General features: G+C 64.9%; 13 protein-coding genes. 2 read left to right on the plus strand and 11 right to left on the minus strand.

Annotated elements, in window-relative coordinates:
• The 11 genes from L879_RS0110405 to L879_RS21215 all read right to left on the minus strand — a co-directional run bounded on the left by L879_RS0110405 (position 1) and on the right by L879_RS21215 (position 11402).
• Positions 1–408 (minus strand): hypothetical protein, encoded by a 408-nt coding sequence (locus tag L879_RS0110405; RefSeq protein WP_027316059.1) that lies wholly within the window; start codon positions 406–408, stop codon positions 1–3.
• 72 nt (positions 409–480) lie between these two features.
• Positions 481–1491: a major capsid protein gene (locus L879_RS0110410; protein WP_027316060.1), complete on the minus strand. Its 1011-nt coding sequence runs from the start codon at positions 1489–1491 to the stop codon at positions 481–483.
• Positions 1492–1504: 13 nt separating this feature from the next.
• Complete coding sequence (locus L879_RS0110415) at positions 1505–1897, minus strand: head decoration protein (protein ID WP_245265210.1); 393 nt, start codon at positions 1895–1897, stop codon at positions 1505–1507.
• A gap of 4 nt (positions 1898–1901) precedes the next feature.
• A complete protein-coding gene (locus L879_RS0110420; protein WP_027316062.1) occupies positions 1902–2969 on the minus strand; it encodes a head maturation protease, ClpP-related in 1068 nt (355 codons plus the stop codon).
• Positions 2970–2980: 11 nt separating this feature from the next.
• Positions 2981–3232 carry a hypothetical protein gene (locus tag L879_RS0110425; RefSeq protein ID WP_027316063.1) on the minus strand — a complete coding sequence of 84 codons (252 nt, stop codon included), beginning with the start codon at positions 3230–3232 and terminating at the stop codon, positions 2981–2983.
• A complete protein-coding gene (locus L879_RS21205; protein ID WP_161634655.1) occupies positions 3229–4905 on the minus strand; it encodes a phage portal protein in 1677 nt (558 codons plus the stop codon). Before L879_RS21205 ends, L879_RS0110425 begins: the two co-directional genes overlap by 4 nt.
• The gene (locus L879_RS0110435; RefSeq protein WP_027316064.1) at positions 4902–7013 is read right to left on the minus strand and encodes a phage terminase large subunit family protein; all 2112 of its coding nucleotides are present in this window, start codon (positions 7011–7013) and stop codon (positions 4902–4904) included. The genes L879_RS21205 and L879_RS0110435 overlap by 4 nt, the downstream gene beginning before the upstream one ends.
• Complete coding sequence (locus L879_RS0110440) at positions 7010–7642, minus strand: hypothetical protein (RefSeq protein WP_027316065.1); 633 nt, start codon at positions 7640–7642, stop codon at positions 7010–7012. Before L879_RS0110440 ends, L879_RS0110435 begins: the two co-directional genes overlap by 4 nt.
• A gap of 146 nt (positions 7643–7788) precedes the next feature.
• On the minus strand, positions 7789–8370 hold the full coding sequence (locus L879_RS0110445) for a hypothetical protein (protein ID WP_027316066.1): 582 nt from the start codon (positions 8368–8370) through the stop codon (positions 7789–7791).
• Positions 8371–8573: 203 nt separating this feature from the next.
• On the minus strand, positions 8574–9494 hold the full coding sequence (locus L879_RS21210) for a hypothetical protein (protein WP_051435221.1): 921 nt from the start codon (positions 9492–9494) through the stop codon (positions 8574–8576).
• A gap of 330 nt (positions 9495–9824) precedes the next feature.
• Entirely contained in the window at positions 9825–11402 is a 1578-nt protein-coding gene (locus tag L879_RS21215) for a DNA primase family protein (protein WP_161634656.1), read from the minus strand.
• Positions 11403–11755: 353 nt separating this feature from the next.
• Here L879_RS21215 and L879_RS0110465 point away from each other — a divergent pair, with 353 nt between their 5' ends.
• Together L879_RS0110465 and L879_RS21220 are read left to right on the plus strand one after the other, a co-directional pair.
• Positions 11756–11950 carry a type II toxin-antitoxin system HicA family toxin gene (locus L879_RS0110465; RefSeq protein ID WP_027316067.1) on the plus strand — a complete coding sequence of 65 codons (195 nt, stop codon included), beginning with the start codon at positions 11756–11758 and terminating at the stop codon, positions 11948–11950.
• Between the two features lie 48 nt (positions 11951–11998).
• Positions 11999–12409, plus strand: coding sequence for a type II toxin-antitoxin system HicB family antitoxin (locus L879_RS21220; RefSeq protein ID WP_035459283.1), 411 nt, complete (start codon positions 11999–12001; stop codon positions 12407–12409).
• The last annotated feature ends 3 nt before the right edge of the window (positions 12410–12412 follow it).

The following is a 12412-nucleotide window of genomic DNA, read 5'->3' on the forward strand; positions in this document are numbered from 1 at the left end:
TTACGACTGCGGCTGCAGCATGGCGATGATGGCGGCCTCGTCCATATCGAGGGTCACCTGGATATTCTTCTCGGCGGCCAGGGCGGCGAGCTCCTCGCGGGAGAGATTCGTGAGATCCACTGGCGCCTCACCGGGGTTCTGGCCCGAGCCTGCGGGCCTGTTCCCGCTCTTGCCGCCCTTGCCGCCCTTGGCCTTCTTGCCCTCCGGCGCGCCATCAGTCTCAGCCTCAGGCTCGACCTCATAGGCGAACTTATCGTCAATCAGGTGGCGGCCATAGGCCTCCGGCACGGCGATGGCCTCGTGCGGCGGCACCTCCTTATCCGGCGCATGGAGGGCAGCAGCCCCGAAGACGGCGGCCGGAATGCGCAGGCCGCGCGGACCCGCGATGAGAATCGTCTTATCTGACATCGGTCTGTCTTTCAGGCTGGAAACCGGGCGAGCCGGGGCGGTCACCCGCCCCGGCGGTTCATCGCTTCAGGTTCAGGTCAGGGTCAGCTTGCGCAGAACCTTCGGGTTGGTGCAGAGCGAGATCGCGTTCATCTGCACCTGCAGATGCCGGCCCTTGCCGTCGGCGCGCGGCCATTGCTTGGCGTAGTACGGCAAGCCCAGGGTGTTGACGGTCTCCTCGTAATCCGCCGGGGCGAACCGGGTGAGGAAGAGGTCGGGAACGCCGAGCGGCACCACGCGCGCCTCGTCGGCGGCGATGTAGGGAGCCCCGAGATTGGCGGTGGCCTTCGCGCCCGTGCGGTAGCGCTCCCAGGTCGCCCCGCCGAACTCGAACTTGTCCGGCACGTCCTGGCGCAGGATTCCGGCGCCGGAGCCGTAGAGGAAGGTCTCGCGCACGGCCTTGTGCTGCCACAGGGCCTTGTGAAAGTCGCGCCCGGTGAAGACATGCAGGCCGCTGTAGGGCTCGTCGAGAGCGTCCTCGATCGAATAGACCACGTCCTGAAAGATATTGCCGACCTTGGTCGCCTCGTCATCGAGTTCGAGCGAGACGGCCGGCGGAACGGCGATGCCGAAGCGCGAATAGAGGTCGTGCAACACCGTGCCGGATTTCGAGGTCACGATGCCCTTGATCGCGCCCACACGCTGATGCTCCAGCGTCATGGTCAGATCGGCCGCGTGACGCTGCGCCTTGCGCTCGACGCGCTCGATCAGGGTCTCAAGGCGATCTTCCGAGCCGAAGGCGCGCACGTTCTGAACCTCGTCGGCCAGAACCGAGTCGTCGCGCTGGTAGTGATCGACCTCGAACGGGATCCGGTTGCGCTTCTCGTCGTCGGCGGTCTCGCCGGGGCCGCCGCGCTCGGTCGGCTCGACGAGGGCCAGCTTGCCCTCGCGCAGCTCGATCGACACGATCGTGGTGGTCACGCCGTCCTCGTCGAAGATGCCGGTCGCGGACACCTGACCGGGACGATACGGCTCCCGGTTGACCGCCGCCGTCAGGCTCTCGAGAGAGAAGCCATCGGCGCTCCAAATATCTGCTCCTGCCATGGGATGGCTCTCCTTATCGGGCTTTGATGCCGACCGCGCGCAGCTGGGTCAGCTTCGTGTTGCGTTTCGTCGCGTTATCGACGGACGAGTGGACGACCAGCATCGAGGCCTTCACCTCGACGCCGCCGACCCCATCGACGATGACGCCCTTGGCATCCGCGCTGGTGGCGTCGACCTGGTAGCCGAGGATGGCGACGGCAGTTTCCGCGCCCTCCTTGCCGCTGACCTGCGCATGCGGCGAGGCGACGTATTTGCCGGACGCAGTGACCTTGCCGAGCACCGTGCCGGCCTCGAGGACGCCCTCGCCAGACGCGATGGTAACCACGTCGCGGGACACGGTGCCGTTCGGCTCGCTGAGAACGAAGGCGAGGTTCCGCGCCTTCTCGGTTTTCATATCCATTGCCATGAAATTAGGCTCCCTGCTTCACGGCCTTGCGGCGGTTGGCATAGACGTCGCTGGCGCTGAGTTTCGCCTGCGGCTTGCCCGACGCCGCGCCGCCCGGCGCGGCGAGGCCGGCCGAAGCGGTGCGCCGAGCCGCGTAGGCTTCCGGCGAGTCGCTAGGGCGTTGCGGCTCCTGCTCTTCGGAAGGAGCTGCGGCTGCGGTGGGCGCCACAGCGAGGGCGGCGATGGCAGCCTCGGCGGTCATCTCCGTCTCGTAAGCGAAATGCTCGGCGAGCTTCTCGCGACCTTTGGCGGCATCCGCCGTCATGATCGCCTTGATCCGGGCTTGGGCGGCTTTTGCGCCTTCGGCCTTGGCACCTTCAATTTCAGCGGAAGGTGCGGCCGCTGTCGTCTTGTCCGTCATCAAAGGTTCCCTTGGTTGACGTGGTTGGCGAGCGGTCGCGGCCGCCCGGGCGCTGGCCTCGGCAAGAGACCAGTTCTTGCGCTTCGACATCGCCGTGAGGCGCTGCGGAGCATTGGCGAAAACTCGGAAGTCGAAGGCGGCCACAGCCTTGGCCTTCGCGCTCTGGCTCTCGTCGGCATAGCCCTGCTCGACGGCCTCGTCGGCGGTAAGCCAGAGTTCGTCCTTCATGGCCTGGCGCACGTCCTCGACCGGGTTTCCAGAGCGCTCGGCGTAGATGGAAGCCATATTGGAGGCCATCTTCTCCAGGATCGAGCCGGTCTTTTCGTGGTCGTCAGCGGTTCCGTAAGTGATCCCCGACGGGTCGTGGATCATCATCAGTGATCCGTCGAGCATGATGATCGTGTCGCCAGCCATGGCGATCAGCGAAGCCGACGAGGCGGCAATCGAATCCACCTGCACGGTCACCTTACCCTTGTGGGCCGCCAGGGCGTTGTAGATGGCAACCCCGTCATCGACATAGCCGCCGCCTGAGTTGATGCGGACGGTGATGTCGTTGTCGCGACCGTGCTCGGCCAGGGCCTCCACAACCTCCTTGGCGGTGAAGCCCACGTCCCAGAAGTTTTCGCCGACGAACCCGTAGAGCACGAGCTCGCCGTTCTGCAGAACGGACATGGTTGGATTCCTCAGTAGGGCCGGAAGGCCATGCGTTTCGCAAAGCGTTTGCGCTTGGGCGTTGCGCCGGTTGAGACGGCACACTCCCGATCGTAGTGCTCGATCAAACGTTCGAGGCGGGCCGTATCCGCCTTATGGTAACGGATCTCCTCATCGCCGAAGCGCGCGGAGGCGACGCTATCCCCCGTGGCAATCGCTGTGAGGATCTCGCGCAAGCGGCGGGCCTCGACGCAGGGATCGATGGGAACAGGTCCACCACTCATTTCTTCCTCGCTTTCGCCTTGGGCTCGGGCTCGGTCGAGCTGCCACCACCCCCACCGCGCACCCGCTCGAAGACGTTGGGCAGGTTCTTGGCCCTCAGCTTCTCGGCTTCACGGGCGCGCTGCTCGATCACGTCGTCGACGTCGAGACCATTCTCGGCACACTCGATCTCAAGCGTGGATGTGCCGTTGACCAAGCGCTCGCTCTGGGCCTCCGCCGACTTCTTGTCATCGGCCGTCGGCTTCGGCGGCCCCTGCCATTCCGCCCAGGTGAGTGCGTGGCGGTTGGCCAGGAAGGCGCGGTAGCCGCCCTTGAGTGGAATGCGCCCTTCCCCGATCTCCTCGTCGAGCCAACTCTCATAGACGGCTTGGTAGAACGGCGCCGCGATCCGTTTGCGCCGGCGCAGCACGATCGGCCAGATCGTCGCCCCCTCCATGCGAGTGCTCGAATAGGTCGCACCGTCATGGTCCATCGCGTAGGATGAATACGTGACGCCGATCGCGCGGGCAGTCTCCCGCTTCAAGTCGTTCGAGAAGGGCAGATAATCTGGCCCTGGAGCACCAGGTGTCAGCAGCTTCAATTCCTCGCCTGGAGCCAGGTGAGAGACTTGCGCCGCGCTGTCCAGAGACACTCGGCTTTCCTTGGCCTTGTCCAGTCGGGCCCCGAAGTAGTCCAGGAAATCGTTGGTGAGGTCCTCGTCCTCCAGCGCCGCAAGGGCCTCGAAGGCGTCGGCGCTCGGCTCCGGTGAAGTCAGGGTTGCGGCAAACACCGTCTGGAGGATGGCAGTTGCAACCGTCGCCTCGCGCAGCTGATGGTAGTTCGCCTGGGTGCGCAGGGCCGAAGCGATCACCGAGATGCCGCGCACATCCTCGGCATCCCAGGGATCGAAGGCATGCACCACCAGGGTGCGACCATCGGCATCGCGCGCACGGTAATCGCGCTTCACCTCGATCCCACTCTGCTTCTCCTTGAAGCGGTAGGCGATCGGGCGACCGTTGACGTCATGAATGACGCCAGAGTGCAGGCCAACGAACTCATCGGTGTCACGCACAAGACGGTGCGGAGAGGTCAGACACAGCTTCGTTCCGGACTGAATGCCGTAAGGGCGGCGCTGCTCCGGCGTGAAGAACGAAATCACGCCGACCGCCTCACCGAATCCGATCGAGTGGCGCAGCGCCACATCGACGAGCTGATCGAGCGTGAACTTGCCGCGCGCATCGACCTCGTCAGGATTCTCCGCGTAGCGGCGCCACCGGTTCTTCACCAGCTTGATCCACTCGGCAGACTCTTCCTCCGAGTAACCCAGTTTCTTGAGATCCGGCGCCGGGCGCAGCTTGAGACCGTCGCCGACGGTGTCGGCCAGAACCTGATCGACAGCGCCTTTGAGGTGACCCGAGTTCTGAATGAAGTCCAGCGCGAGGGCGGAGATCCGCTCCCACATGCGCCGATTTTCGTCGCGGCTGTCGACAAGGCTCGCCTGTCGCATGGCCAAAACGCCGGTCGAGCTGTCGCGCAGCCACCGGGCCGTCGCGCGGCGCGAAGGAGCGCCAGCGACGGGTGCCTTGACGACTTCCTTCGAAGGCCCCGCGGCTTGACCAACCCGCGTCGACGCAGACGCAGCTCGAGCGGCGGCTTTGGATCCGCTTTTCGCTCTGGTCTTGGTCGCCACGGTCATCGGTTCTTCCATGCGTTCCGGCGGGAAGTCCGATCTTCACGGGACTTCCTCACCTTTGCGGGTTTCTCGAATGGGTCCTTAGTTGCCTTTGTCTCGCCCGCCTCGAACAGATCCGGCTCGGCGCACTGGCCATGCACCTGAACAAGCAGGTCAGCCCAGCGGTCCGCGTTGAGCCGCCGCTTGTGCTCGAGGTGCCAGGCGAGCGCGTCGGCGTAAACGGTGGCGTCAAACCAGTCGTTCTTGCGCCCGACGATCTTCTTCCATTCCCGCTTCGCGTTGGCCTTGATCAGGCGCTTGCGCTGGTTGGAAGACTGGGCATCCTCGTCGGCATCGACCAGCCGTTCCGCCGTGAGCTCCTTGGCGAAGTCCTCGTCGACCAGATCCGCCGTCAGGTGGATCGTATTGCGGGGCCATGCTCCGGCGGCATCTGGCCCATCGACGAAATTCGCCAGTCCGCCCGTGACCTCTGTTTTGACGTCGTAGAGACCGACCGGATAGAGCATGACCTTGGCGACCACGCGCTTGCGGGAATCCCTGATGTCCTTCTTCGTCGGCGTGCCGAGACGCGGCAGGCCGTGAGCATGGCGCCCGTCGAGGGCATAGACGTTCGGGCGGCTGGCGCAGAACCGATAGACACGGTCCGTGGCGAAGCCCGAGTCGACGCCGCCGAGATCGAACCCTTTCTCGTCAGCGCCGGCTGTCTGGTAGGTGCGCCCGATGGCGTCGGCGAGCTTGATCCAGGGCTCGTCGCTTTGATCCGGTGCCCCCTCGAAGATCTCGGCATCGATGAGCCAACGCTGACCCCGTGGGCCGATTGCATAAGCGAGCCATTTGATGCCGTAGCCCTGCACGTCGGCGGCCCAGACCAGCAATCCTGCCTCGGCCGGGATTCGCCCACGTGGATAGTGATGCTGGCGCGAGGCCTCGACGAGCTTTTCCCACTCGATGATGGCACCGCCAGGATCGTATGGCTCAGCCAGATCCTGCTGATAGAAAGTCCGCAGCTTCGTGGTGTCGCCCTGCGCGTCTTCCCATCGGTTCCAGATATCGACCCACTTCTCGCGCGGCGCATAAGCCGCCCAGAGGTGATAGCTCGGCTGCCAGTCGCGGCAGCGCCCTTCACAGGGAGGACAGATCCAGAGCCCGATCTCGGCCGCCGGAATGGTCTCCGGCACCGGTTCGGATCCCTCAGGAACGCGGGTGGCGATCCACTCCGCGCGGGCCATCATCTCGGGCTTGTGGCCGTCCCGGATGATACCGTCGCAGGACAGGCAGCGCATATGCACCGGCAATCCCTGCTCCGGATCGGCGGGCCGCAGCTGCTCGAACTTGAGCGGCTGAAACACCGCGCAATGGGGACACGGCGCGTAGAGGTAGCGCCGGTCGCCGGCCTCGAAATCGGCTGTGATGACGCACTCGCCAGCAATGCCCGGGGTCGATCCCTGCCATTCCTTGGCCATATCGCCGTACATCTTCTGGCGCGCACGGGCCTGATCGCGCGGGCTGCCGCGGCCGTCGACATCCTTCGGGTAGCCGGTCACCTCGTCCATGGCGAGGTACTTGATCGACACCATCTGCAGACCCTTCGAGGAGCCCGCATTGACGATCTGGCAGAAGCCACCGGCATAACGTTTGAACGCCGAGGTCGAACCCTGCTCGTCACGGCTGTTGACCGGCAGAACCTTGTGGGCAATGCGCGGGCTGGCCTCGATGGTCGGCTGCAGCTTGACCCGGTTGAACTTGGTCGCCTCTTCCAGGGTCGGGAGCACAATCATCATCGAGCCGGGCGCCTGGTCGACGATGAAGCCGAACCAATTCTCGATCGCGGTCGACTTGCCGAGCTGCGCCGCCCAGCGGGCCGTGATCCTCCGGGCCGGATGGTCAGGGTGGAGGCAGTCCTGCGGCTCGCGCAGATAGGGAACGCGAGACGTGAGGAACGGGCCTGGCCACGGCGATCCCGATTCAGCCGACACCACGCGATAGCGGTCGGCCCATTCGCTGATGGTCAGGTCCTCGATCGGACGACTGGCCGCTTCAAGGCCACGAAACAACACCTCCACGCCATCGGGCAGCAGCGGGAACTGCGTGCGCGCGTCGTGATAGGTCATTGCAAGGGGCTCGCTTCTGACCGGTTAAGGGGTTCTCCCGCAGCTTCGGCCGCGTCACGATCACGCCGGATCGCATCGAGACGATCCAGGATCTCCCGGTTGAAGACCTCGAGTCCGCGCCGGGTAAAAGTCTTGAGGGCCAAACGAACCGTGCGCTCGTCCCAGCCGTATTTCATCGCGAGCGCCGCCGCCTCGGTCTCGACCGCACGCTCGAAGGCGCTCTGCATCAGGGCGACCGCATCGCGCCCCGCCTGATCGACCTCGGCGACAACCGTCAGCTGCTTACGCCGCAGCGCCAGATCCATCTCGCGCAGCTCGGCGTCGGCATTCGCCTTACGCGCCGCGCCGTTCGTCTGGGAGCCTGTGAACCGGGACGATCCGACATCCGCATATGCTCTCGCAGCCGCCGGCATTCGCGGCGCTGCCGGTCCAGTCCTGAGACGGATGTTCTCGGCGCGATGGGCGACGAGCCTCTCGAAGTCCACAAGGTTCGACTTGCCCTCTGCCCGCGTTGGCAGGGCTTCGGCATGTTGCTTGAGGTAGCGCGAGAGCGTCGAACGATCGACCGGATCACCGGCAGCGGTCAGCCTCGCCGCCGCCTCCGTGATCGAGATCCAATCCTCCGCCATCGTGCAATGTCCCGTGCAAATACACGTGCAATTCACGTGTATGCGTGTATCGGTTGCGCGCCGACCTACTGGCGAAACCCCGGGAGCTAATTGCCCGTGGGCTGGCCTGCGCTGGGATACGGTCCCTAGACCGGGGGGGGTGTGGGTCAGCGGGGCAGAAGCCTGCTGATCTCGTGCTGCACCCTGGGGAAGAGGTCGGTTTTGATGACCGTCTCCCAGGCCGCCGCCGTCTCGTCCTTGAGCAGCTCTTCCGGGATGAAGAGGCCCGAGCGCTGCTTCTCGAAGCGATCCATTCCAGTCCCGGTCGTGCTGCCCGTGCGCAAGAAGACCTGCCCGTTCCAGTTCGGCTTATCGACGCGCTTCGGCCACCAACCGGCACGCATGAAGCTACCAGCCCAGACCTGACGCTTGCCCCATGGGGCCGCGCTGACGCCCGCGCGGGTCTCCCGCGCCCTGAAATACTTGAGCGAGACGTTGCCGCCCCGCGTCTGGAGGGTGAAGTTCAGCGTTCCCCATTTCGGAGAGATGTCCTTCACCGCGCGGTCGATGGTCTTGCGCGGCAGGCCGGTCTGCTTCGTGAGCGCCCGGACGACCCGCGTCCGCGCCTTGCCCAGGGTGTGCTTACCGGCGCGGTAGAGCGCCCGTTCGGCCTTACCCTCGCCGAGGGCTTCCAGCTGATGGCCGAAGCGTCCCATGATCTGGTCATGAGCCTTGAGCTCGATCCGCATCGAGACCTCCCCGCCGGAATGGAAGGCGGCGCCGGGAGCGCGGGCGAGAAGCGCCGCCGATGTCTCGCCGGTCGCTCACATGGCCGCCTCCTGGGTGTGAGGGCATCAGGGCAAACAAAAACCCCGGCGCGCTTGTCGAGCCGGGGTTTGAAATCTTCACCTGATTTACCGTGAGTGAAACTGCCGCAAATTCCACCCGCGTGTCAAGCGGGTTTTGCGTCGATCCAGCGGCCGTTCAACAGGGTAAGCCAGGCGGCGGGCCGCGCCCCGCTCTTCAAAACCTTGCGCGCCAAGGCCCCGCCGTTCTCCCAGGGCCGCGCCGGGCGGGCGCTCGGCACGATCTCATGGGCCTCCAGAACGCCCTCCAGATCGATCGTGAGCAGGTCGAGGGCGTCGCACCAGACCTCGTATTCGGCCCGGGAGAGAATCGTCTCGGCCGGATCCGGGTCGAGATAGGTCTTGCGGTAGGCGTCCGGATAGGGCCGCTGGCGCTTGGCGTTGTAGCCGTCGACCTCGACTTCCGTATAGGTCGGCATGATGCCCAGCTCCGGATCGCCCGGATCCGCCACCGCCCGCACCCGGCGGAACCAGCGCGGCTTGCCGTTCGCCCCGGTCACGATCTTGATTTCGGGCTTCTCCCCTTCCCAGACGGGCGCGTCGTTCATCAGGGCATGGCGCATGACGAGGCGGCTGATCGCGGTCTTGAAGCGGCGGTCGCCGTTCCCGTCGATATAGGTTTCGCGCTCCACCGCGCGCCGCACCGCCGCCTCCCCTTCCGCGCCGAGGTCTGGCCAGTCCGCAATCGGGTTCCAGTCGTCCGGCAGGTTGAGCGGAAAGCCGTCGAGGGCCTTGACCGCCTCGCCGACGCGGATCGCGTCCGGGTGAGGATCGCTCGCGGCGGTGAAATCGACCGCCAGGCCCCAGCGGTTCTCTCGCCCGTCATCGACCACGGCCAGGGTCTCACCGTAGCGCTCCACCCCGCCCCAGGCCCCGCCGAAGCCCGCAGGCAGGAAGCGCCCCGCCCCGGCCCGCTCCTTCGGCAGCTCGTCGCGATAGGCCCAGCGCAGCAGCTCCTCAATGGCGATCTTCTTTTTGGTCGCTGGAGATTTGATGGCTGTGATCATGATCTACCCCTCAAAAGATAGTTGGCGGTGGTTGGCGGTAGTTAGAAAAGAACTGTCGAATAGAAATAACGTTTATTCTTTCGTTGGTTAGAGAGTTATGGCGGCAGTGGCGGGGGTCTTCCCACGCACAGCAAGGAAAAAACATCGCCCCATTCTTCCCCCGCAACCCCGTTGATAATCACACGCGCCGCGAGAACCCCCGCCAACCGCCGCCTGTCTGCGCAACTCCTTGGTCCTGTTGCGCAATTCACCAGCGATAGTTCGCGGTGCACCACCGCCAAAGTGCCGCTACCACCGCCAGACTGGCGGCGGTCAAAGGGTGGCTTTTCGTTAATCATGGGGGTTCCGGGGCGCGTCGTGGCGCGTGTCGGGTCGGTCGGGAACGCTATGGAGAGCAACATCCAGATAGAAGTTGCGCCCGCCGATCTCCTGCTTTCGGAATCGCTGTGCGAGGGTCTTGCCGAACTTCGTCTGTGTCCTGGCCCGCTTGGCATTGGCCATCGACCAGGAAACGTAACCCTCGTACAGGGCGCTAGCGGACTCCCGGTTGCCTTCGGCCTCCTTGACACAGGCCTTGATGAACTCGCCGACCGGGTCCATCTCCTCCCGGTATTCGGCTGTGTCGTTGCGCACGGCATCGGCGATCACCAGTCCATGCTCGAGATAGTCGAGCGCGCCTTCGATCAGCCACCACAGGATGCCAGGGCCCTCCTCGCGGATGAATTCCCCCACGACCTCCTCGAAGTCGCGCCGCTCCTCCTCCGGGATGGTCTGGTCCCAATGCACGACCAACAGGCGGCGCCAGATGCCGTTGTCGGTACCGTCGATGGAGGGGAAGCCGTTGCCGCTCATATGAGCCTTGGCGTAGTTCTGAAACTCGAAATACCCCTTGAAGAGCGTTCGCACCGGCACGGACTCGCCGCCCGTGAGGCGCTTGATCAAGTCCTCCTGCAGCGGGGCGTCACCCTTGACCTCAAGGATGCGGACCATCTTCTTGCCGTAGAGCCGCACGAGATCCGGCGATGCCGAACCGGCCGCGCGCTCCGACGCTCCGACGATCGATTCACGGGGAAGGCCAACTGCAAGCCCCGGTCCGAGCAGTCGGGTGATCGTTTCCAGAAAAACCGATTTGCCGTTGGCCCCCAGGCCGTAGTGAAACATCAGGTACTGGGCGGGTATGCCGAGTAGCGCGAGAGCCGTGAATTGCTGAACCGTGCGCCGCTTGGCTGCATCCGGTAGCATCCGCTCAAGAAAGGCGCGCCACCGCTTCGCCTTGGCGTCCTTTTCGTATGCCACCGGAATGACGGCGGTGATCCAATCCTCGCGGCTATGCCCCTCGACCGCCACGCAACGCACGTTCGTGAACCGCTCGACTTTCGGATCCGGGCATTCCTCGTCCCTCTCGCGCTCAAACTTCAGCGTGTGGGTGAGGGTCGCGACTTTGTAGCGATCCGGATTGAAGCTGTCCGGCGGCCGCCGCAGACGCGGGGCCAGGCATTCGAGGGCAGACTTCATCCGGCTGGCGTTCTTGGACGAAACGGCGAATTTACGCCGCGCCACCTTGCGCTTGTTCAGCTCGGCGCGTGCGTCCTCGGCAGCATCGACCAGCCGTTGCAGCCGTGCGGCGTCGGCCTTTTCGGCTTCGCCCCACGCGTCCTTATTCTTCTCGAGCCGGTGAAGGTCGGCCTTGGCATGATCGCCAACCTCTATCGCGCGCAGCTCGGCGGGCGTCGATTTCAGATGATCCGCTTCGAGGAGGATGCGGCTCCCGAGCTTTTGGACCGTCATCATGGCCCGCGCCGCGCCGCCAGCGATATCCCAATGGGTCCCTGCCCAGGCCATCCATGTTCCGGCAGCAACCTCGTCCTGGGCAAGGACCGCGAGGTCTTGGCCGAAATAGCGGATCATGCGGACCGCATTGTCCGTATCGGAATGATCGAGAGCCGCGCATTCCGCCACAATCTCCGCAAGCCTCGGCTCGCCAGATAGTTCAGCATCACCCGCCTCGTCGAAAGGTGGTTCCGGAGGATCGAAGTCGCTGTCCTCACCTCCGTCATCGTCCAGGCCAAAGGAACCGTCCTCCGGTCCAAGATCCTGACCGATATCAATCGGCGGAGCCGCGCCGACGGCATCGGCGATCTGCTGCAAAGGGCCGTTGCTCACTGAAGCCTCCGCGAATTTTTTGCGCACATATAGGCGCATTTATGCTTGACAGGGGAACGGCTATGCGCATAAATAGGCGCATAGAGAGGAACGAAGCGATGCCGACCGTTGAAACCAACCGCGCCAAGATCATCCGCCGCCTGGAGCAAGACGGCTGGACCCTGGCCCGCCACGGCAGCGAGCACGACCTCTACAAGAACCCCGGCAAGCCTGGGGTGATCACGGTGCCCCGGCACCGCACCGTGTCGCCGGGCGTTGCCCGGTCCATCGCCAAGGCAGCGGGCTGGATCTGAACCAGCCCGAAGCCGCCCAACCCCGTCACCTGAAGAAAGAGAACGACAATGGCCCGCTACGCAGCTCTCATCGACGGCACCACCGGCGCCTACGGTGTCATCGTTCCCGATATGCCCGGCTGCACCGCCATGGGCAAAACCATCGAGGAGGCCCTCTTCAATGCGGCCGCCGCCATGCGCGACTGGGCAGAGGAGATGGAAGCCATGGGCGAGACCGTGCCTGCCCCCCGCCGCTTCGAGGACATCCGCCTCGTCGACGACATCCGCCAGGCCCTCGCCGAAGGCGCGCAGCTCGCCAGCATCGCCCTGATCCGGGCGACCGGCCGCCCGGCCAAGGCGAACCTCTCCATCGACGCCGGAATCCTCGCCGCCATCGACGAGGAGGCCAAGCGCCAGGGCCTGACCCGCTCCGCCTTCATCGAGCTGATCGCAAAGCGCCACATCTCCGAGGCGGCCTGACGC

Origin of the sequence: Microvirga flocculans ATCC BAA-817 (genome assembly GCF_000518665.1) — a bacterium.
Lineage (GTDB): Bacteria > Pseudomonadota > Alphaproteobacteria > Rhizobiales > Beijerinckiaceae > Microvirga > Microvirga flocculans.